The sequence below is a fragment of the Xanthomonas albilineans genome (assembly GCF_002939705.1).
Taxonomy (GTDB): domain Bacteria; phylum Pseudomonadota; class Gammaproteobacteria; order Xanthomonadales; family Xanthomonadaceae; genus Xanthomonas_A; species Xanthomonas_A albilineans.
Map to the genome: position 1 here is coordinate 20,785 of NZ_MDCB01000008.1, position 20,638 is coordinate 41,422.

General features: G+C 63.6%; 16 protein-coding genes and 1 pseudogene. 4 read left to right on the forward strand and 13 right to left on the reverse strand.

Annotated features, from left to right (window positions below; translation table 11 throughout):
- Positions 1–254: 254 nt before the first annotated feature.
- The 3 genes from XalbCFBP2523_RS08640 to hflK form a co-directional block, all read right to left on the reverse strand.
- Complete coding sequence (locus tag XalbCFBP2523_RS08640; protein WP_012915185.1) at positions 255–1,547, reverse strand: adenylosuccinate synthase; 1,293 nt, start codon at positions 1,545–1,547, stop codon at positions 255–257.
- Between the two features lie 305 nt (positions 1,548–1,852).
- A complete protein-coding gene (gene hflC / locus XalbCFBP2523_RS08645; protein WP_045757718.1) occupies positions 1,853–2,719 on the reverse strand; it encodes a protease modulator HflC in 867 nt (288 codons plus the stop codon).
- Positions 2,716–3,855: an FtsH protease activity modulator HflK gene (gene hflK / locus XalbCFBP2523_RS08650; protein WP_045765320.1), complete on the reverse strand. Its 1,140-nt coding sequence runs from the start codon at positions 3,853–3,855 to the stop codon at positions 2,716–2,718. Before hflK ends, hflC begins: the two co-directional genes overlap by 4 nt.
- Before the next feature lie 145 nt (positions 3,856–4,000).
- Between hflK and XalbCFBP2523_RS08655 the strand changes: the two genes are divergently transcribed.
- Together XalbCFBP2523_RS08655 and pilH are read left to right on the forward strand one after the other, a co-directional pair.
- Positions 4,001–5,005 carry an acrylyl-CoA reductase family protein gene (locus tag XalbCFBP2523_RS08655; RefSeq protein WP_045765319.1) on the forward strand — a complete coding sequence of 335 codons (1,005 nt, stop codon included), beginning with the start codon at positions 4,001–4,003 and terminating at the stop codon, positions 5,003–5,005.
- Between the two features lie 77 nt (positions 5,006–5,082).
- A complete protein-coding gene (gene pilH / locus XalbCFBP2523_RS08660; protein WP_045765318.1) occupies positions 5,083–5,466 on the forward strand; it encodes a twitching motility response regulator PilH in 384 nt (127 codons plus the stop codon).
- Positions 5,467–5,714: 248 nt separating this feature from the next.
- Here pilH and XalbCFBP2523_RS08665 read toward each other — a convergent pair whose 3' ends face one another.
- Together XalbCFBP2523_RS08665 and XalbCFBP2523_RS08670 are read right to left on the reverse strand one after the other, a co-directional pair.
- Complete coding sequence (locus tag XalbCFBP2523_RS08665) at positions 5,715–6,599, reverse strand: DnaJ C-terminal domain-containing protein (protein WP_045765317.1); 885 nt, start codon at positions 6,597–6,599, stop codon at positions 5,715–5,717.
- A 136-nt stretch (positions 6,600–6,735) separates the two neighbouring features.
- The gene (locus XalbCFBP2523_RS08670) at positions 6,736–7,203 is read right to left on the reverse strand and encodes an Hsp20/alpha crystallin family protein (protein ID WP_012915179.1); all 468 of its coding nucleotides are present in this window, start codon (positions 7,201–7,203) and stop codon (positions 6,736–6,738) included.
- A 171-nt stretch (positions 7,204–7,374) separates the two neighbouring features.
- Here XalbCFBP2523_RS08670 and XalbCFBP2523_RS08675 point away from each other — a divergent pair, with 171 nt between their 5' ends.
- Positions 7,375–7,857, forward strand: coding sequence for a peroxiredoxin (locus XalbCFBP2523_RS08675; RefSeq protein WP_045765316.1), 483 nt, complete (start codon positions 7,375–7,377; stop codon positions 7,855–7,857).
- Positions 7,858–8,012: 155 nt separating this feature from the next.
- Here XalbCFBP2523_RS08675 and XalbCFBP2523_RS17410 read toward each other — a convergent pair whose 3' ends face one another.
- Positions 8,013–8,627 (reverse strand): helix-turn-helix domain-containing protein, encoded by a 615-nt coding sequence (locus tag XalbCFBP2523_RS17410; RefSeq protein WP_080928040.1) that lies wholly within the window; start codon positions 8,625–8,627, stop codon positions 8,013–8,015.
- Here XalbCFBP2523_RS17410 and XalbCFBP2523_RS16575 point away from each other — a divergent pair.
- Positions 8,626–8,793: a hypothetical protein gene (locus XalbCFBP2523_RS16575; protein ID WP_155394540.1), complete on the forward strand. Its 168-nt coding sequence runs from the start codon at positions 8,626–8,628 to the stop codon at positions 8,791–8,793. The genes XalbCFBP2523_RS17410 and XalbCFBP2523_RS16575 overlap by 2 nt on opposite strands.
- A 24-nt stretch (positions 8,794–8,817) precedes the next feature.
- On the opposite strand, the gene XalbCFBP2523_RS08685 is transcribed toward XalbCFBP2523_RS16575, so the two are convergent.
- The 7 genes and pseudogenes from XalbCFBP2523_RS08685 to XalbCFBP2523_RS08715 form a co-directional block, all read right to left on the reverse strand.
- A complete protein-coding gene (locus XalbCFBP2523_RS08685) occupies positions 8,818–11,073 on the reverse strand; it encodes a methyl-accepting chemotaxis protein (protein ID WP_196297616.1) in 2,256 nt (751 codons plus the stop codon).
- Between the two features lie 352 nt (positions 11,074–11,425).
- Positions 11,426–12,231: pseudogene (locus XalbCFBP2523_RS08690) on the reverse strand (IS5 family transposase).
- 97 nt (positions 12,232–12,328) lie between these two features.
- The gene (locus XalbCFBP2523_RS08695; protein ID WP_045757711.1) at positions 12,329–13,273 is read right to left on the reverse strand and encodes a glycerophosphodiester phosphodiesterase family protein; all 945 of its coding nucleotides are present in this window, start codon (positions 13,271–13,273) and stop codon (positions 12,329–12,331) included.
- A 19-nt stretch (positions 13,274–13,292) separates the two neighbouring features.
- Positions 13,293–16,181, reverse strand: a complete 2,889-nt coding sequence (locus XalbCFBP2523_RS08700) for a TonB-dependent receptor (protein WP_045765314.1) — start codon at positions 16,179–16,181, stop codon at positions 13,293–13,295.
- Between the two features lie 176 nt (positions 16,182–16,357).
- Positions 16,358–17,014, reverse strand: a complete 657-nt coding sequence (locus XalbCFBP2523_RS08705; RefSeq protein ID WP_045765313.1) for an HAD family hydrolase — start codon at positions 17,012–17,014, stop codon at positions 16,358–16,360.
- A gap of 56 nt (positions 17,015–17,070) precedes the next feature.
- Positions 17,071–18,072, reverse strand: coding sequence for a nucleoside hydrolase (locus XalbCFBP2523_RS08710; RefSeq protein ID WP_045765312.1), 1,002 nt, complete (start codon positions 18,070–18,072; stop codon positions 17,071–17,073).
- A gap of 68 nt (positions 18,073–18,140) precedes the next feature.
- On the reverse strand, positions 18,141–20,360 hold the full coding sequence (locus XalbCFBP2523_RS08715) for a TonB-dependent receptor (RefSeq protein WP_045765311.1): 2,220 nt from the start codon (positions 20,358–20,360) through the stop codon (positions 18,141–18,143).
- Positions 20,361–20,638: the final 278 nt, after the last annotated feature.

The following is a 20,638-nucleotide window of genomic DNA, read 5'->3' on the forward strand; positions in this document are numbered from 1 at the left end:
CTCAAGCGTCGGTCAGCCTAGCGGCCGCGGATGAAATAACGTTGACAGGGCCTAGACGGACCATAGAACTGCCACATCGACCGCCAAGGGGCTTGGGCCGGCATCAGCAAACCCGCGCGAACCGTCGCCAACACCTTCGCGCTGCGCACAGAGGGATCGCCACTGGCACTGCGCAGCGCATCCTCAGCGCGGTTGATGCAGCGCCGCCCCGCAGAGGCGGGGCGGGTTGGGTCGCACCGATCCGCGAGCGCGGATCAGGCGAACGGATCCTGCAACACCATCGTGTGGTCGCGGTCCGGGCCGGTGGAGACGATCGAAATCGGGCAGCCAGCCAGTTCTTCCAGCGCACGCAGATAGGCGCGGGCGGCAGGTGGCAGATCCTCCCACACGGTGACGCCGTGGGTGTTCTCGCTCCAGCCGGGAAACTCCAGATACACCGGTGTGCACTCTTCCCAGCCCTGGGCGTCCAGCGGCGCATATTCGCTGCGCTTGCCGTGGTATTCGTAGGCGATACAGATCTTGAGCTTCTCCATGCCATCGAGCACGTCAAGCTTGGTGATGCACAGGCCGGAGATCCCGTTGATGGCCACGGCACGCTTGAGCGCGACGATGTCCATCCAGCCACACCGGCGCGGACGGCCGGTGGAAGCACCGTACTCGGCACCGCGGTCGCGGATCCCCTGGCCAATCGCGTCGTCCAGTTCAGTCGGGAACGGACCACCGCCGACGCGCGTGGCGTAGGCCTTGGCGATACCCAACACGTAGTCGATGTCCTGCGCCCCCACGCCGGTGCCGGCCAGCGCACCGCCGACGGTGGTGTTGGAACTGGTGACGTAGGGGTAGGTGCCGTGGTCGATGTCGAGCAACGCGCCCTGCGCACCCTCGAACAAGACGCGCTTGCCCTGCTTGCGCAGGTCGTGAAGGATGCCGGCGACGTCGGATTTCATCGGCTGCACGTACTCGCCAAAGGCCAAGGCTTCGTCGAAGGTCTTCTGGAAATCGACCGCCTCCACACCCAGGTACTTGGTCAGCACGAAGTTGTGGTAATCCAGCGCGGTGCGCAGCAACTCCTCCAGTTGCGGCGTGTAATGCAGGTCGGCAATGCGAATGCCGCGACGCGCCACCTTGTCCTCGTAGGCCGGGCCGATACCACGGCCGGTGGTGCCGATGGCCTTGCCACCGGCGGCCTTCTCGCGGGCCTGATCCAAAGCGATGTGATAAGGCATGATCAGCGGTGCGGCCGGGGAGATCTTCAGCCGCGACCGCACTTCCACTCCAGAAGTCTCCAGCTCTTCGATCTCCTTGCGCAACGCAGCCGGGGAAATCACCACGCCGTTGCCGATCAGGCACAGCGCGTCTTCGCGCAGGATGCCGGACGGAATCAGATGCAGGACGGTCTTCTTGCCGTTGATGACGAGGGTATGGCCGGCATTGTGGCCGCCCTGGAAACGGACGACGGCACCGATTTCTTCGGTGAGCAGATCGACGATCTTGCCTTTGCCTTCATCGCCCCACTGGGCGCCGAGCACGACAACTGACTGACCCATGGCTGGGTAACTCCTGGTTTGCTGCACGACCATCGGGGCCGCGCGAATGTAGTGGCCGCACGAGGCACCGACCGCGACCGGCGCGACCACTCCATCGGGGAGCGATCCGGCAACGGCTGACCCACACACGGAAAAAGCCGGTCCAGGCGCTCGTCATGGAGCGAGCCCGGCCGGCTTTTGTGCATTATCCGGGTTTTGGATGACGCTCACCAGCCCCTCGCCCAGAACGTTCAGCACCAACGCGCACGCGATCGAAACGCCGAATCCGCGCTTGCGCTGGCCGGACCGGATCCGGATGGCGACGCTCAGCGATCGCTCTTGAGGTACTGCAAGAACGGATCGTTCTTGTCCAACACAATGACGCCATTGCCGTCGGCCATGGCACCACGGTAAGCCTCCAGGCTGCGGTAAAAGGCATAGAACGCTGGATCGGCCGCACCGGCCTTGCCATAAAGGCTGGCGGCCTGGGCATCGCCCTCGCCACGCAGTTTCTGCGCGTCGCGTTCGGCTTCGGCAACCAGCACGGTGCTTTCACGGTCGGCCTGAGCGCGAATGGTCAACGCCTGTTCTTCGCCTTCGGCGCGCAACTTCGCGGCCTCCTGCTTGCGCTGCGCACGCATGCGCTCGTAGACATCGTTGATGACACGGCTATCGGTCGGCAGATCGATCTGCTTGATACGCAAGTCGACGATCTGCATCCCCAGCGTTTTACTGGCCGCGTTGATCGCCACCAGTTGTTTGGCAATCAGTTCGCTGCGATCGCCCGACACCAGTTGCTGCAAGGTGCGCGAGTTGATCTGATTGCGCAGCGAATCGGTGATGATCGGCGCCAGCAAGGTATTGGCGACCTTTTCGTCGCCGCCGGTGGTGGCGCGGTAGAACGCACGCACATCGGAGATATAGCCGATGGCGAAGAAACTAACGCTGACATCCTTCTGCTCGGCAGTGAAGTAGCGCGCCGGCGTGGTGTCCAGCACCTGGAAGCGGCGATCGAACATGCGCACCGATTCCACCAGCGGGACTTTGAAGTGCAGTCCCGGCTGGAGATCGGAGCGGACCACCCGGCCCAGGTTCAGCACCATCGCGCTCTTGTCCTCGGGCACCACGAACACCGCGCTGAACAGCGCGAACAGCGCGATCACGGCGACGCCCGCCCACACTGAGATTTTCATCGCTGCATCTCCTCATCCTCACGCCCAGTCGGACGCGACGTGCGCTCCGGGTCGCGGACACTCTCTGCCGAACGACTGTTCAACGCCGGCATCAAGAACTCTTGCGGTAACGTCGTCGGCTGTGTCGGCGTCGTGGCCGATGCCGCCTTGCCGCCTTCGGCCGGCATCGGCAGGTAGATCATCGGGCGAGCTTCGCCGCCGATGACCTTGCGGCTCTCCGCCAGCACCTGCTGCAGGGTCTCCAGCCACAGCCGCTTGCGGGTGACCTCCGGAGCGTTCTGATACTGCTGCTGCAACAGGGTGAAGCGATCGGCATCGCCCTGCGCGCGGGCAATCGCCGCATCCTTATCGCCTTCGGCCACGGTACGTGTGCGTGCCGCCTGGCCGCGCGCCTCCGGCACCACCTTGGCGGCATAGGCCTGGGCTTCGTTGATAAGCCGCTCCTTCACCTGCTGAGCGCCGTTGACCTCGTCGAAGGCAGACTTCACCGCTTCCGGCGGACGCGCATCGGGCAGGGTCAGGCCGGTCACGATCAGGCCGGTATGGTAGGCCTTCAGCGCCACCTGCAGGCGATCACGGGCGGCGACGGCCATCGGCCCACGATTGTTCAGCACCGTATTGAGATCCGAGTGTCCAACCTGCTCGCGTACTGCGCTCTGCGCGGCCTGCTGCAGCACTTGGTCGGCATCGCGCGTGCCGAACACGTAGGTGCGCGGATCCTCGACCCGATACTGCACATTGAGCGATACATTGACGATGTTCTCGTCACCGGTCAGCACCGGCAACTGGCTGTCGAAGGTCTTGATCCGGGTCGCATCGACCTTGCGCACCGTCTCGATCGGCCAGGGCAGCTTGAAGTTGGGACCCGGCAGCAAGATCCGCGAGAACTGACCGAAGCGCAGCACCACCCCGCGTTGTTGCTCGCCAATCAACTGGAAGCTGCTGAACAACAGCGCCACCACCGCCACCCCCAGCACCCAACGGCCGATGCCGCCGCCGTCGCCGAATAACTCCTTCAACGGACCGGGCAACCCACCCCACTTACGCCCCCCATTGCCGCCACGCGGCGCCCAGGGACCACGCCCACCATTGTCCGGGCCGTCTCCGCCGTTGCCGCCAGGTGTATTCCAGGCCATGCATACTCCAAGAAGGAAAGGTGCCGACGGGTCGGTCCGCGCCGGTCACCGGTTGTCAGTCGCTGATTCTACAAGATGCGGCAGAACCGACATTAGCAAAAGGTATTTTGGTGCATTCATGCAGACAGACCGACCGAGGTGCTCCATGCCCATTCCCGCCCAGTTCTCTGCCTTCCACATCCACCAGGACGCGGCCGGCCACCGCGCCGGCATCGCATCGCTCGCGCTGGACCAGCTCAACCCCGGCGACGTCGTGATCCGTGTCGCCTGGTCCTCGGTGAACTTCAAGGACGCGCTCGCCGGCACTGGCCAAGGCAAAATCCTGCGACGCTTTCCGCTGGTCGGGGGGATCGACGTGGCCGGGTACGTGGTTGCTTCCGACGACCCAGCGTTCAAAGAAGGCGATGCGGTGTTGGTCACCGGCTGTGGCCTCAGCGAGACCCGCGACGGCGGCTACAGCGAATACGCACGCCTGGAGTCCAAGTGGGTGGTGCCGCTGCCGGCCGGACTGAGCCTGCGCGAAAGCATGGTGCTGGGTACCGCGGGCTTCACCGCGGCGCTGGCGCTGCTGCGCCTGCTCGACAACCGGCAGACCCCGGCGCACGGCCCGCTGTGCGTGACCGGCGCCAGCGGCGGGGTCGGCTCGCTGGCGATCGACATCTTCAGCCGCGCCGGCTTCGAGGTGCACGCGGTCAGCGGCAAACCCGAGCACGCCGATGCGCTGAAAGCCCTCGGCGCCACCCAGGTCCTCGACCGCGATGTCCTGCAGACCACGCGCCCGCTGGAATCGGCACGCTTCGGTGGCGGCCTGGATAACGTCGGCGGGGCGATGCTGACCAGCCTACTGGCGCAAACCGCACCCTACGGCAATGTCGCCTGTGCCGGCTTGGCGGCGACCGCGGAGCTGAACATGACGGTGATGCCCTTCATCCTGCGTGGCGTCTCGCTACTTGGCATCGGCTCGGCCGGTACCGCTCGCGACCTGCGCGAGCGCATCTGGCAGCAGCTGGGCAGCGACTGGAAGCCGCGCCATCTGGATGTCATCTGCACCCGCGAGGTGGAGCTGGCCGAGCTACCGGAAGTCTTCGCGACGATGCTCGCCGGCCAGTCGTTCGGGCGCACCGTGGTGCGTCTGGACCCAACGGCGTGAGCGCAGGTTTGTGACGGAAAAGGCTTTCCGCATTCGTGCCGCCGCCACTACACTCGGATCCTCCAAGGGGGAGAAACATGGCACGTGTTTTGATCGTCGACGACTCGCCGTCGCAGTTGTTAGGCATTCAGCGCATCGTCGAAAAATTGGGCCACGAGACGATCACCGCCCATGACGGCGCCGCCGGGGTGGAAGTGGCCAAGGCGACACTGCCGGACTTGGTGTTGATGGACGTGGTGATGCCCAACCTCAACGGCTTCCAGGCCACCCGCATGCTAAGCCGCGAGCCGACCACGCAGAACATCCCGGTCATCCTGGTCACCACCAAGGACCAGGACACCGACCGCCTGTGGGGGATGCGCCAGGGTGCGCGCGGCTACATCACCAAGCCGTTCTCCGAGCACGAACTGCATGAGGCGATCGAACAGGTCTTCAACGGTGAGAATGCAATCCAGCGCTGAGCGCATACGCGGGGTACGTTACCGGGGGACAGCAGCGCTATCACACGATTCGGCGAAAATTTCGATACCTGCATTTTGAAGAAAAGCAGCAGTGCGCTGCATGCCGTTACCCAACTCTCTTTTCTTGCAACGACAGCGTAGCCGCATGCGACAGGTAAAACGCGAGCGGGTCGCGCGCTCGTTGAAAACCTACACTCGTACGCATCATGCATGCACGCCCACAGACAACCGAATCGCGAGTGCCAGCTCTAGGACTTCTCGCCGAACGCCTTGGCCAACGCCCGATAGGCCTTGCGCTGCGCTTCGGTTTCCGGAGCCGGCGCCGACACCTCCAATTCGACGATCTGGTCGCCCGGCGGTGTCCCAGGTAGGCCGCGGCCGCGTAGGCGCAGCTTGCGCCCTGCATCCGAGTCGGGTGGGATTTTCAACTCCACCGCACCGCCGAGCGTCGGTACGCTGATGCTGGTGCCCAACGCCGCCTGCCACGGCGTCACCTGCAAGGTGTACAGGATATTGCGCCCATCCACCTCGAACTGCGGGTGCGCTGCATACTCGATCTCCAGCAACAGATTGCTGCCGCCGCTACCCTGCCCGCTCAAGCGAATCACCTGACCGGGACGCACGCCCTTGGGCACACGCACGTCCAATTGCTTGCCGTTGATGGTAATACGCACGCTGTCGCCGGCATGGACGGCCTCCAGCGGCACCGCCAATTTGGCACGGGTATCGCCACGCGGTGCGCCCGGACCCTGACCGACGCCGCCACCCTGGCGCGCGCGCTGCTGGCGGGCGAACAGGCTCTCGAAGAAGTCGCTGAAACCGCCGGCTGCTCCACCATTGCCGAACACTTCCTCGACATCGAAGCCGGCACCTCCGCCGTAGTGAGGTGGCGCATGGAACTCCTGGCCCGGCCGATAGCCCTGCGCGCGCAATTGGTCGTAGGCGGCGCGCTTGGGCGGATCGCGCAAGGCTTCGAAGGCTTCGTTGACCGCCTTGAACTTTTCCTCCGCTCCGGGCTCCTTGCTGACATCGGGATGATATTTGCGCGCCAGCCGCCGGTACGCGGTCTTGATCTCGGCATCGCCCGCGCTGGGCTCGACGCCCAAAGTCGCGTAGTAATCCTTGAATTGCATCTATCACCTCAAAAAGAGTCGGCCCGCCGCCTTGCGGCAACGGGCCGGTTGCATACGCTGCGCCATCGCCCGACCATTCTACTGGCCGAGCGCGGCAACGCGACGCCGCCATGGCGACGCCGACGTACACATGCGCTTACTGCATGATCGTGGCCCCGGTATCGACCTGGATACGGCGCGGCGTACTCGCCGGACGCTTGGGAATCCGCACTTCCAGCACGCCATGGTAGCCGCTGGCAGAAATGCCGTCGGGATCGGCACTATCCGGCAGTGCGAAGCGACGGTGAAAGCTGCCATAGCGGCGTTCGATCCGCGAGAAATGCTCGCTGTCGGCAGCCGATTCGCTCTTGCGCTCGCCCTTGATGGAGAGGATGCCCTTGTCCATCGACACCTCGATCTCCGACGGGTCCATACCCGGCAGATCGGCGTACAACACGAAGCGCTCCGGCTCCTCCTTGATGTCCACGCGCGGCACCCACTGCGCGGTGACGACGGCCGATTCATCGGTACCGCCATTGGGATCGAAGAAACGGTCGAACACCTGCTTGATCTCGTTCTGGAATGCGGCCTGGGCCGGCCACTGGCGATAACGGACAATGCTCATCGTGGTCTCCTGAAACGTGAATGAGGAACACCCCAAGGGGGCCGTTCGGGGAGGCGGAACAGGCCCGCCGCCCATGCACGTCAGATAAGCGTGCATCGTGGTTTTTCAAGCCGTTGACGTCACCTTGCCATCTGCGTTTCTAGAATTGGTTCATCTTTGAAGGAGACCGCTATGCCGATCCAAGCAGGAGAACGCATTCCCGACGCAGTGCTGCAGCGCATCCGCGACGGCGTCGAACAGGTCGATACCCACACACTCTTCGATGGACGCCGCGCGCTGTTGTTCGCCGTCCCCGGTGCGTTCACTCCAACCTGCTCGGAAAAGCATCTACCCGGCTATGTGGAGCATTTCGAAGAGTTCCGCAAACGCGGCATCGAGGTCTACTGCATGGCGGTCAACGATCCGTTCGTGATGCAGGCCTGGGGCAAGAGCCAATTGGTCCCGGACGGGCTGCAGATGCTGTCAGATGGCAATGGCGACTTCACTAAGGCGCTGGGCCTGGAATTGGACGCCAGCCACTACGGTATGGGCCTGCGCGCGCGCCGCTTCGCCTTATATGCCGAAAACGGCGTGGTGCGCTCACTGTTCGTCGAGGCACCGGGCGAGTTCAAGGTCTCAGCCGCGGATTACGTGCTGCAACACCTCCCCGACTGATCCCCTCCCCTCTGCTGGCAGGCAACACACGCCAGCCAACCCTGCGCGGCCATGCCGCTGCTTCGCATCATGTCAACCGCAACTTCAGCCTGACCCACCTTGGTGATGTCGCCCGCAGACGCCTGGTCCCACTGTCCAAACGGCAAGTTTGCTGGTCAGCAACAACGCGTCTTTTTCATAGCGTTTGGCGAGGACCTGGAAAACAGCAACGTTTTGTCGTACGACCCTTCCCACGACATGCCACCAAAGAACTCAACGGCGTACTCGTGACAGGCCACCAGCGTCTCCAGCTTCTCGTCGGTGACGCACTCCACGTCGCTGGCCCGAGACAACCCAGCATCGCCACAAACGCGGACAGTGTGTATCTGCCGCGCCGGAACACGCCCCAGTCGCACTGCATCTGCTGCACTGCCGGCGTCTCGAAGCGCACCAACGGCTCCTGCATACGGACCACACGCAGGCTGCGCATGAACTGCCGCAGTCGCGACATGCGGCCACGGTAATCCAACAGCACGATCTCCCGATGCAACACCATGGCCGGCAGCCAGGCCGGATGTGCCGAGCGCAGAGGTTGCTGCAGATACGCACGCACGATACGGATCGAGCTTGCGCCCGCGCCAACCGCGGCTTGCGTTGGGCTGCTTCGCGCTATCGCGCAGATAGCGCCGCACCGTGTTGCGCGACACCCGCAGTTGCCGGGATATCTCCCGGATGCTCATGCCCTGACGGGCCAATACCTTGATCTCCACGTGTTCCTCTATGGTCCACATGGCCCTGCAAAAGACCCAAGACTACGAGAGGTTGGTCAGGTTGAAGTTGCTCAAGCAAGTGAGTCAGATCAAGAGTGCTGGTGACAATGCCGCAGCGCAAGCGATCGCCCGTGCAGAAACGACGAAGCCGATGCGTTGCCGCATCGGCTTCGTGGCCGGCCAGTGACTGCATGGCTGCCGTTTAGCAGGCTCAGAACTCTTCCCAGTCCGAGCTTTCCGCCAGCGCGCCGGACTTGCTGCGCGGCAGCGGCTGCACGGTCGGCACCGCCACTGACGCAGGCGCTTTCTTGAGCGGCGCACGCGCGGCGGCGATCGGGCGTACCGACGCATACGGCACGACCGTGGCGAGCGACTGCGCGCCACCGGCGAGGCGGAACACCGCCACCGCACGGGTCAGGTCCAAGGCTTGGTCTTCCAGGCTCTTCGCCGCTGCGGTGGCCTCCTCCACCAGTGCTGCGTTCTGCTGCGTGCTCTCGTCCAGCTGCATCACCGTCTTGCTGACCTGCTCGATGCCCGAACTCTGTTCGGCGCTGGCCGCGGAAATCTCGGCCATGATGTCGGTGACCCGCTTCACCGATGTCACCACCTCGGCCATGGTGTTGCCGGCGCGCGCGACCAGGGTCGAGCCCTGCTCCACTTCCTGCACCGAGTCGGAGATCAGAGTCTTGATCTCCTTGGCCGCAGCCGCCGAACGCTGCGCCAGCGAGCGCACTTCCGAGGCCACCACCGCGAAGCCGCGGCCCTGCTCGCCGGCACGCGCCGCTTCCACCGCGGCATTGAGCGCCAGGATGTTGGTCTGGAACGCGATGCCGTCGATGACCCCGATGATGTCTGCGATGCGCGAGGAAGCCGCGCTGATCGAGGCCATCGTGGTGACCACGTCCTCGACCACGCGGCCGCCGCTCTCGGCCACTTCGCCGGCGCCTAGCACCAGATGGTTGGCCTGGCGCGCGTTGTCGGCGTTCTGCTTGACCGTGGAGGTCAGCTCTTTCATCGACGCGGTGGTTTCTTCCAAGCTCGCTGCCTGCTGTTCGGTGCGCACCGACAGATCGCTGTTGCCGCTGGCGATCTCGCCGGCCGCGGTGTTGATCGACTCGGCCGAGCGCTGGATGCCTTGTACGATGGTGGTCAGCTGCGCGGCGGTGCGGTTGGCGGCCTCGGCCAGCTGACCGAACGCGCCCTCGTAGCGTGCATCCACCCGCTGCGACAGGTCGCCGTCGGCGATCGCGCCCATGATCCGGCCCACGTCGGCCAGGCCGCTCTCGGCCTGCCGCATCAGCCGGTTCAGCGCTCCCACCATTTCCTTGAACGCGAACTGGTAGCGCCCTTCTTCACCGCGCGCGGAAAAATCCCCGTGCGCGGCCGCATCGGCCAGGCGCGCGATGTCGCCGTTGATCGCCGACAGGTTGGCCTTCACCGCATCCAGCGCCTCGTTCAGCGCGGCGCGCTGGCCAGGTAGGCGGCGCATGTCGCGGCGCAAGTCGCCGCGGCCGTACTCGCCCATGATCGCCATCGCCTCGATGATCGCATCCAGGTGCTCGAACAACGCAGTATTGATGCCCCGCGCCAGGGTGCCGTAGTCACCGGGGAAATCCTCCGGCATACGGTGGCCGATGTCCTCGCCCTGCTGTAGCTGCACCAGGGTCTGCATCTCGCCGTTGAAGCGCTGCAACTGGATCTGCATCTGCTGCATGCTGGTCATCAGCTGCCCGGTCTCGTCGTGCGACTCCACCTTGATGGCGTTGTCGAAACGGCCAGAAGCGATGGCCTCAGCGGTGCGCGTTGCCGCGCGCAACGGGGTGATGATGGCGCTGGCAATCAGCCAGCACAGTCCCACCATCAGCACCACGAGCGCAGCGCCGATGATGGTGAGGATTTTGGTGAAGCCCAGCGCCTCGAACTGGATATCCTCGGCGTACACGCCCATCACCAATATCCAGTTCCATTGCGGGTAGAGCTCGGCGTAGCTGATCTTCGGCAATTGCTGCTTCTGGCCGGGTTTGGATGCGCTGTAATAGGTAAAGCCGTCGCCTTTGGCTACCGAGGCCTTGATATCGCGGTACACGTATTCACCGGCATCGCTCTTATAACCGCTCATGTCGGTGCCGACCTTGCGCCTTGGATGCATCACGATGCGCATCTGCGGATCGATGATTAAAAATGAGTATGTGCCACCGTTGGTCTTGATATCGGCAAGCGTGTTCTTGGCCGCAGTCTGCGCCTGCGCCTCGGTCAGTTCGCCACGCTTGGCCTTGTCGGCATAGTGCGCGATGACGTTCATGCCCATGTCGACCTCCGTCTTGACAGTCTGCTTGCGCGCTTCCACCAAATCCAGGTACTGCAGGCGCGCGGCAGCGACCGCAAGCAGAATCACGCCGATTGCCAGCAGCGTGCATAACACCACGAACTTGCGCGCCATCGGCAAATTGGCGACGCGAAGACGCAGGAAGTGAACGGGATTCATAGCGATCCTGTTGGCAATGCCGATCTGTATGTAGACTTAATATCGGCCGCGAGCGTTTCAAACTTGACTCCCGCGTGGCGCCGAAAGTACAAGACAAACGTGATCGGATAAGCAATTCGGGCCTACTGCAGCGGCAGAGACGACGCACCGAACGGCATGCAGTCGCAATCGATGTCAGGCGACGCCTGTCACGGGTGAGCGATCCTGCATCGCCTCGCCGCCACCATCCGCCGTGCCAGACTAGCCGATGGAAATCGAAACAGGACTGCAGGCGCGGCTTCACCACGTTGAATGTCGTCGTCCCTGAAAAATTCAGCAGTCCCTTAGAACGTGTTCAAAGTCTCCTGAGCAATGCCGCCAGGAATCCCCGGTGGATGAACTGTAGACTGGTATTGCGCTTGCGCTCGCAGTTCTTCCACGACCTTCGGCTCTTCTCCAGCCAGGCAAAACTGCGTTCGACGATCCAACGCTTGGGCATGACCTTGAAGTTGTGCAGCTCACTGCGCTTGACGATCTGCACCTTGACTTTTTCGCCAAGCACTGCGCGTACGCCTTCGGCGAACGGCTCTGCGGTGTAGCCACTGTCGCATAGCAGGGCTTTGTCCGCTTCAACCCTGACTTGCCGCGCTGGAGCGCTTCCGGCGCACATTTGCGATCGGTCACTTCGTCCGTCGTCACTGCCACCACATGTGGCGGTCCTTACGTATCCACCGCAATATGCCGCTTGATCCCCGACACCTTCTTGCCCGCGTCATAAGCCTTTGAGCCCCGCCGCGCCCCCGCTCTTCACGCTCTGCGCGTCCGTCTGCGCGTCCACGATCAAGAACGTACTTGATGCTTTGCTCCCTTATTTCTTTCGGGCCTCGCCAACCTGATTTTTTAAGCCTACTCCAGCAGGCTGCCCCCCCTCACGCGACTCGCTCCAGATGGCAAAGTACGAATGCACCGCGCGCCACTGCGGGAACTCCTCGGGCAGCATGCGCCACTGGCAGCCGCTCTTGAGCAGATACAACACACCGCAGAACACCTCTTACAGGTCCACTCATTGTGGAGTCTGGTCTGCCGGCGAGCGCTCTCCAGCAATGGTTGGATGATCGCCAATTGCGCACGGCTTATGTCGCTCGGATGGCGCTTTCTCATCCACGAATGCGCATTCGTGCACAGGGAGACTTTGAACAGGCTCTAAGCGCGGAAGCACCGCCGCGGAATATCCCGCGGCGGTCAATATCGCGAATGCTCAGTGTGGCTTGAGCGAGGCCCGGTAACGCAGCAGGGCCTCCGGCTCGTCGGTCTGCAGTGCACCGACCCCGGCGTGGTACAACCGTCCCCAGACGGCATCGGGATCGCGTAACGCCTCGGCATCGCCGCCGACACCGGCGACAAACCCTTCCCATAATGTGTTGACCAGCAGCCGCATGTGCTGTTGCTTGGCCAGCGCCACCAGCGACGCCAATTGCGCGAGCGATATCCGCGGCAGTTCAATCGCCACAGGCCGCACCTTGCCCCCCATCTGGATGCGCATGGTCCGCAGCAGATCGTCGGTACCTGGTGGGTTGAGCAGCACCGGGGTGAAGTTCACCTGGTCGAACGGCGGCAGCGACGCCAACGGCTGGCTATGCACGCCGACCTCCGTCTTGAGAACCACCTCGCGCTGCATGCCAGCGCGCCGCACCGCATCGGCGACCTCGGCATAGATCGGCGCTTTGACGTCGAGATTGAGCATGATCCGGCCTTTGGCCGCAGCCAGCATCTGCTCCAGGGTCACCGGATGCTGATCGGTGAGCGCGGCATCGGCGCCGCCCTCGTCATCGCGCAAGCGTAACTGCGACAGTTGCGCCCAGGTCATCTCGGCGACCTTGCCGCTGCCGTTGGTGGTCCGATCCACCGTGGCGTCGTGGAACATCACCAAGGTGCCATCGGCGGCGCGACGGATATCGGTTTCAAGCATGTCCACGCCCACCGCCACACAACGCTCCAGACCGATCAGCGAGTTCTCCGGCGCATGCCCGGCGAAGCCGTGTTCGGGCGCGGGGTTATGGCAACCACGATGGGCTACGACGAAGATACCGCCTTCCGGATTGGCCAGGCGTGCCTGGATCGGGGCGATACCGGCCGCCACGGCCGGGACGGCGAAGGTCAGCAGGACGGCCACCAGGCCACCACGAAAAATACGCACGTTCATTGAAAATCTCCGAAAGTCATCAGAGCGATGGGGTAAAGCGCAGACCGATCCAATACGTGGTCGGCATCGAATAGCTGTCCTTCAGCAGGTTCTCGCCTGGACCGGTGAAACTGGTGAGGCGGCTGTGGGTGACGTTGCTGACCTGACCCACCACGCTGAGTTGCTTGCTGACCGCCCACGTGGCCGACAGGTCCAACTGCGAACGCGGCGCCCAGTACAAATCCTGCCAGGGAATGTTGCTGACGATCGAGCGCAGCGCCTTGCCCTGACGGTTGTAGGCCGCGCGCAATTCCACGCCGCCGACGGTGTAGAACAGCGAAGCGTTGGCGGTGTAGTCGGGCTGACCGACCATGTAATCGACCGAGCGCTGGCTCTGTACGATGTTCGGTGCGGTGCCGGTATTGAACGGCACGTCCATGCCGCCGTTGAGCAACGCCAGGTTGGCACTGGCGCCCAGGCCGGACAATGCCGGCACGCCCGGCAATAAGGTGTTCAACACCGCACTCAGTTCCAGGCCGCGCACATGCGCCTTGGACGCGTTGGCCGGCGTGCTGATCAACACGTTCGAATACGTAGTGCCGTTGAAGGTGAACTGGTCGATGCGCGAGAGGGTGAAGATCTCGTCCTGGATGCGCTTGTCGAACACGGCGGCGGCGAGCATGCCGTCGTAGTCGTCGGGCAGGCGCCATTCCAGCGACAGGTCCAGATTGGTCGAAATGCGCGGCTTGATATCGGGGTTACCGATGGTCACGGTCACGCCCTGAGCGTTGGGATTGCCCATGTCGTTGCTACTGACGAAGCCGATCGAGGTGCGCGCGGCGTAGGCGTCGTAAGGCGGGCGGCCGAGCGTGCGGCTGGCGCCGGCACGCAGGTCGAGGCGATCGCTGAGATGGTAGGTCATGATCGCCGACGGCAACAGATTGCCGTAATGCGAATGCGTCGGCGCATCCACGTACACATACTTGCCGCTGGCCGCATCCAATTGGCGTTGGCGGCCGACCGTGGACTGGTCGGTATGGTCGTAATGCAGACCCGCCTCCACGTCGAACGCGTCGGCGCGATAACTGACCAAGCCGTAGGTACCGAAGATCTTTTCGCTGTGGCTGAAATTATCCTGGTTGCTGAAAGCGCTCTGGTCGGTGCTGTTGAACGCGCTCAGCGGGACCGAGTTCAACATCTTGTTGGCTTTGGCCGGATCGATCGCGATCAGGTTCATGTTCAAGTAACGCATCGGCGCGTTGGACGGCGCCAGCACGTCGGCGATGTTCAACGCAGGGGCACTGCGATTGGGCTGGTATTCCACGCGATAGATGTTGAAGCCGGGCTCGTCGCGGGTGTAACTCAGGCCAGTGCCGAAACCGAGCCCACGATCCATCTCGCCGCGATTGAAGGCATAGTCCAAGCGCCCGGTGAGCACTTTGTCGCGCGCACTCCGCTGGTAGTCCGGACGCCAATACAGCAGGCTGTAGTTGTCGTAGTTGTAGTACGCCTGCGGCGCGATCGGGAAACGTTGATTCAAGCCCGACGTGTCGTAGTTGAAGCCATAGGCCGCATTCGGCACCACCGTCACGCCAGGGCCAGTCTGCCCGGTGGGCACCGCCGCCGGGCGCGAAGCACCGGTGACGTACTTGATCATGCGCATCGGCTCTTCATAGGTCGCATCGGACCAAGAGCCGCGCGCCGACAGTACCTGTCGGTCGTCCGGACGCCATTCGAAACCGGTCTGACCGAGCTTGGTGCGGGTGGTGGTGATCTGATTGGAGTAACCGACCTCCACGTCACCGGCCGGATACGTACCCGACGTGGCGGTCTGGTTGTACACATTGCTGCGGTTGCGCGGGTCGATGATGACCTCGTTGCGCTCCATGTTGTCGCGGAAATAGTAATAGCCGGCCAGCGCATAGGCCTGCAGCGACTCGCTCACGTGCGCCTCGAACTTACCGGTGAGGCCGTAGCGGTCGCGCTTGTCCATCACGTACCAGTACTTGTCCTGCTGCGGCACGGCCCAACCGTTGCCCAGATTGGTGCCGCTCTGCAACACGCCATTACTGTCGTAGAACCCGTAATGCACCGTATCGGTGGTCATATGGGTTTCGGTGTAGCTGCTCAGGGTCTGATAGTTACCCGACAAGGTCAGGCCGTACTGCCCTTCGCTGCCGAAGGTGCGGCTACCGGTCGCAAGCAGGCGATATCCCGGATCATCCTGATCGCGCGGCTTGCCCACGTCGTTGGCATGCCCCAGCGACGCCTCGGCGGTGAAGAACGGCTTGCCGCCATTTTCGAACGCACTGCGGGTCTTGAGGTTGATCGCACCGCCGGTGGCATTGGGATCCAGGTCGGGAGTGAAGGTCTTGATGACCTGCAATTCGCTGACCATCGAAGCCGGCAGAATATCCAGGCGCACGCCACGGGTGATCGAACCGAGCGTTCCGTTCGGCGTGCCCGGGGAGGCCACGGTCAAACCGTCGATGGTGACGTTGTTGTAGGACGGACCGAGACCGCGCAGCACCGGCGTAGCGGCTTCGTCGCGCGGATGCTCGTTGTCGGTCGCCGGCAGCACGGACAGGCCGGGAATACGGCGCAGCGCTTCGACGATGGTGGTATCCGGCAGCGCGCGCACGTCGGTGGAACTGACCACGTCGGTGATGTTGGTGGCCTCGCGCTTGCTCTCGATCGCGGCGGCGTTGGCCTTGCGTACCCCGGTCACGACAACGCTGGACAGGGTCTTGGTTGCGTCGGACTCGGGAGCGGCGGCGGTATTGCCAGCGACCTCGTTGGTGGTGGTCGCATCCGGTGAGGCAGGCACTGCTGGAGTGCCACTGAGAACCTCCGCCGCAAGCGCGGCGTGGCAACTGGCAGCTAACACACAAACGAAGAATACCCGTTGCCGGCGGTGGAATGATTTCATTGCAAGGCCCCCTGAAAATCAGAATCTGATCAAGTAAAACCCGGCATTTAATTCCAAAAATATGACAGCTTGATAGCAGCAAGCCCATACCTCACCGCACAGACCGAAGCGCACGGGTCAGCAGCGCCCTGGGAGCGGCGAGCGCCCCTCCCGGATCGACGCAGCAGGCGTGCCGCTCATGCCATCGGGTCGCGGGCGCGCAGCGGCAAGCCCAATGCGATCAGTGCAGCACGCAGGGTGGCCGCATCGCGAAACTGCAGCGCCTGCATCCCGATCCCGGCTGCGGCGTGTACGTTGCGCGGCGCGTCGTCGATGAACACCGCGCGCGACGGCGTGATCGCATAGCGCGCGCACAGCAGCGCGAAAATCGCCGGATCCGGCTTCACCAGCCGCTCCTCGCCCGACACCAGCACGCCCTCGAACCAGGCAAGGAAAGGATAGCGTTCGCGCGCGATCGGGAAGGTCTCGTGCGACCAGTTGGTCAGCGCATACAGGCGCACATCGCAGCCGCGCAGCTCCTCCAGCACCGCCACCGTGTCATCGAGCGCGCCGCCCAGCATTTCCGGCCAGCGCGCGTGGTAGGCCGCAATCATGGGCGCATGTGCCGGATGCAACGCGCTGAGTTCGGCGACCGCCTCATGCCACGGCCGGCCCGCATCCTGGCGCTCGTTCCACTGCGGACTGCAAATTTCGCGCAGGAAATGCTCCATCTGCGCCTCCTGCGCGAACAGACGACGGTACAGATAGCGCGGGTTCCAATCGATCAGGACACCACCAAGATCGAACACGACGGTATCGATATTGGATACGGCGGACAAAGCGGACGACGGCATCACGGACTCCAGAAACGAATGGGGATCTCCACGCAGCACTACTGCGGCGAATGCGATCAGTGCAGCATGCGCTGCATGTACAGCGCAATCAGTCGCGGTCGGTCCAACGCCAGACACACCTGCACGTTGGCCGTGCCGCTAGTGCCCCCAGCGGCGGCCATTGCGTTGGTCAGCGGCATCTCGCGCGTATTGCCCTGATCGTCGATGACGATGCGCCGCGGCACGGTCGGGCACAGATCAGGCTCCAGCAACTGCGCCACCGGCACCACGTCAAATAGCGTCGGTGTGGCGCTGGACCATGGCTGATCGGTGTCGCGCCATTGGTAGTAAAGCTGTGTCAGCGCATCGGTCAGCGGCTCGCCATGCGCGAACAACGCGATCCGCTCCGGCTCCTCCAGCGTCACCTGGGTCGCATCCAGCGGCAGCATCACGATCGGCACACGAGCAGCGAATACGCGCTGCGCCGCCCCGATGTCGGAGACGATGTTGTATTCGGGAACCGGCGGATTCGACGGGCGGTAGCGCGATTTTCCGTAACCGACGCGCACCGAACCGCCCATCAACACCACCTGCTTGAGTTGGGCGAAACCCGCCGGATCGCGCTGCAACGCGCGCGCTGCATCGGTCAACGGCCCGAGCACCAGCAAGCTGACCTCGCCGGGATGGCGCCGCGCCTGCGCCAGGATGAACTGCGCCGCATCCGGCGCATCGCGCGGCAGCGTCCCCTTGGCGGCCCAACGCGCCTGGCTGAAGGCAACGGCACTGGCGGTGCGTTGCCCGATCGCCAGCGGAATATCACCGCGGCCAGCCTGCCGCAACAGCCGTTGCAACAATTGCGCGCGCAAGCCGGTGTCGCCCCAGGTCGAGGCGATGCCGAGCACTTGCAATTCCGGACTGCGCAACAGCAGTGCCAGCGCGAACGCATCGTCGATGTCATCGCCGATATCGGTGGACACCACCACTTTTTGCACCGGCGTCGCCATCACAGACGCCGCCGCGATGGCACACACCACCATGCTCAGCAGCGCCAGCGCCGCCCATTGCTTCAGACCGCGCATGCACGTCCCCCCAAGATAAGCAGCCGGCTGAGCGCCGGCCAGCGTTACTGTAACGCCTGCGTCGCAAATCAGAAGTTGGCGCGGAATTGCGCGCCGACGATACGCGGGTCATTGATGAAGCCGGTGAGATTGTTGAAGTCGATCGCCCCGGTGGCGCGGATCTGGTTGGTGCAGTTGCGGCAGAACACCGAGACTTCATAGGCGTCGGCATCCCAGGTGTAACCGATCTTGACGCCGCCCTCCAACAGCGGTTGACCGACGAACTCGCGCGAGTCGTACAGAAAGAAGTTGATCGCGCTGCGGTAGGACCAGTCGGTCAAGAGGAAGAACTCGGCGTTGTCGCCAACCGGGATACCGTAGCGCAAGGTCGCGTTGCCCATCCATTTGGCCGCCTGCGGCAGCACATTGCCGTCGATCAGCGCGCGCCCGGCGGCGTTGAGCGGATCGGTGACCGTACAGGTGCGGCACACGGCGACCGACAGCGTCGGGTCTTGGATGCGGGTCCAGTTGTAAGCACCGCCCAGGGTCACGCGCAGGTTCCGGGTCAACATCGCTTCGCCATCGAACTCGGCGCCACGCGCCTTGGAGGTGTTCGCGTTGAGCAGGCGTATATCGTTGGAAGCGCCACCCACCGCGGTCAATTGCTGGTTCTTTAACCGGAAATCGTAAATGTCGAAGTTCAAGCGCGCGCGCTTGTCGAATAAATCGGACTTGATGCCGATCTCGTAGGAATCCACGGTCTCCGGCACGGCCACGGTCAACGGCGCGGTCGCCGACGGCACGCCGAAGCTGGCACCGCGAAAACCACGCGCGGCACGCGCGTAAACGTTGACGTCTTCGTCAATCCTATAAGTGGCGCTGAGATCGCCGGTGAGCTTGGCGTTGTCGGTGCTGCCGCTGGACGGCTGCTGGAGAACGACGCGGTCCAGTGCCAAAACGTCGAACCGCTTCTTGTCGTCGGTGTAGCGCAGGCCGGCGCGCACATCCAGGCGCTCGGTGACGGCATCGTGCAACGAACCGAACACCGCCCACGCGGTGTTGCGCTGACGGGTCAACTGATAGCTGGACAAAGAACCGCCGGCCAGCGTGTCGTAGGTGTAATTCTCGCCTTCCACCGCATCTTGGAAGTAGTACAAGCCTGCTTGCCAATTGAGCGGGCCAGCGTACTGCGATTCGGCCCGCAGCTCCTGCGTGTACTGGTCAAGGCGCTTGATGCCGCCGGCGGTCTCCACCGGGAACGGGATCGTGCCCGGGCCGGACGGCGGCGCGAACACCGCGCCGTAGCCACCGTCGATGTCGCCACGGCTGTAGTACTTGCCGATGCCCTCGTAGCCGGTGATCGCATGCAGCACGATGTCGTCCAGGTTCCAGGTCAGGTTGACACTGCCGCCATACGTCTGCAATTGCTGGGTGTTCTTGCCGTCGATGGACACCTTGTCCGGATCGAAACCGGCGATCAGCCGGTTGCTGCCCGGTTGGAAGATGTTGGCGCGGAACAGCCGCGCGGTGCCATCGAGATGGCGCGCATGCGCGTTGAACAGCGCACTGAATGCTTCGCCCGGCTGGAACAGCAGTTGCACGCGCACCGCCGAATCCACGTAGCCCTCGAACGAACGGTCATCGACCGTGTTGTCGACCCAGTCGCCGCGACGCTGGCCCAGCGCCGAGATGCGCGCGGCCCACCGCTCGCCCAGCGCCACACTCAGGCCGGTCTCCATGGTCATGGTGCCGTAGGTGCCATAGGACAGACTGGCGTAACCGTCGTTGGCGCCGAGGGTCGGTTTGACCGAATTGAACTTCACCACACCCGCAGGCGTGTTGCGGCCGAACAGCGTGCCCTGCGGACCGCGCAACACTTCCAGGCTCTGTAGATCGAAGATCGGAAAGCCCTTCAGGAACGCGTTCTCGGCGACTACCTCGTCGTAGATCAGCGACACCGGCTGCGAGGCATAGGTATTGAAATCGGTGTTGCCGTAACCCCGGATGTAAAAGCGTGGAAACACGCGACCGTTGGAGGATTCAACATTGAGACTGGGCGCCTTACCCGCCAACACGCGCACGTCCGAGCCACTGGTGGCGATCGCGTCCAGGTACTCCGGTCGCAGCACGCTGGCCGATACCGGCACATCCTTGGCATCCTCCACGCGACGCTCGGCGGTGACCTTGACCGCATCCAGACGGGCAACTCCATCGCCGTTGTCCGCCTGCTGCGCGGCGGCAGGCAACGAGAACGCGGAAACGACGGCAACGGCAAGGACGCTTGCGCGCAGCGAGCAACTGGCGGACATGAGAACTCCAGGATGGGGGAGGGAAGCGCGGTGCGGCGCGTGGTCGCGCCGCACAACAATTAACACAACGCACACATGATGCACATCTGCCTGCCATTGGGCGGTGTTGCCGCAGTTCCACACTCCGCTGTGCCCAGCCTTGCCCCATGCCTGGTCGGCATGCACTGCGGTGGCGCCGCCATGCCGCTGGCGGCGCCACCGCGTTGAAGACAATCACGCGCTGCGCCGCAAGACCCTTCGCATAAAGTGGCCAACAAAACGTCGCCCGTCGCTGTCGC

What these genes read in the sequence shown, in the direction of transcription:
- XalbCFBP2523_RS08640 (WP_012915185.1), bottom strand. Translation starts at nt 1,547, where the DNA reads ATGGGTCAGTCAGTTGTCGTGCTCGGCGCCCAGTGGGGCGATGAAGGC.
- hflC (WP_045757718.1), bottom strand. Translation starts at nt 2,719, where the DNA reads ATGAAAATCTCAGTGTGGGCGGGCGTCGCCGTGATCGCGCTGTTCGCG.
- hflK (WP_045765320.1), bottom strand. Translation starts at nt 3,855, where the DNA reads ATGGCCTGGAATACACCTGGCGGCAACGGCGGAGACGGCCCGGACAAT.
- XalbCFBP2523_RS08655 (WP_045765319.1), top strand. Translation starts at nt 4,001, where the DNA reads ATGCCCATTCCCGCCCAGTTCTCTGCCTTCCACATCCACCAGGACGCG.
- pilH (WP_045765318.1), top strand. Translation starts at nt 5,083, where the DNA reads ATGGCACGTGTTTTGATCGTCGACGACTCGCCGTCGCAGTTGTTAGGC.
- XalbCFBP2523_RS08665 (WP_045765317.1), bottom strand. Translation starts at nt 6,599, where the DNA reads ATGCAATTCAAGGATTACTACGCGACTTTGGGCGTCGAGCCCAGCGCG.
- XalbCFBP2523_RS08670 (WP_012915179.1), bottom strand. Translation starts at nt 7,203, where the DNA reads ATGAGCATTGTCCGTTATCGCCAGTGGCCGGCCCAGGCCGCATTCCAG.
- XalbCFBP2523_RS08675 (WP_045765316.1), top strand. Translation starts at nt 7,375, where the DNA reads ATGCCGATCCAAGCAGGAGAACGCATTCCCGACGCAGTGCTGCAGCGC.
- XalbCFBP2523_RS16575 (WP_155394540.1), top strand. Translation starts at nt 8,626, where the DNA reads ATGGCCCTGCAAAAGACCCAAGACTACGAGAGGTTGGTCAGGTTGAAG.
- XalbCFBP2523_RS17410 (WP_080928040.1), bottom strand. Translation starts at nt 8,627, where the DNA reads ATGTGGACCATAGAGGAACACGTGGAGATCAAGGTATTGGCCCGTCAG.
- XalbCFBP2523_RS08695 (WP_045757711.1), bottom strand. Translation starts at nt 13,273, where the DNA reads ATGAACGTGCGTATTTTTCGTGGTGGCCTGGTGGCCGTCCTGCTGACC.
- XalbCFBP2523_RS08700 (WP_045765314.1), bottom strand. Translation starts at nt 16,181, where the DNA reads ATGAAATCATTCCACCGCCGGCAACGGGTATTCTTCGTTTGTGTGTTA.
- XalbCFBP2523_RS08705 (WP_045765313.1), bottom strand. Translation starts at nt 17,014, where the DNA reads ATGCCGTCGTCCGCTTTGTCCGCCGTATCCAATATCGATACCGTCGTG.
- XalbCFBP2523_RS08710 (WP_045765312.1), bottom strand. Translation starts at nt 18,072, where the DNA reads ATGCGCGGTCTGAAGCAATGGGCGGCGCTGGCGCTGCTGAGCATGGTG.
- XalbCFBP2523_RS08715 (WP_045765311.1), bottom strand. Translation starts at nt 20,360, where the DNA reads ATGTCCGCCAGTTGCTCGCTGCGCGCAAGCGTCCTTGCCGTTGCCGTC.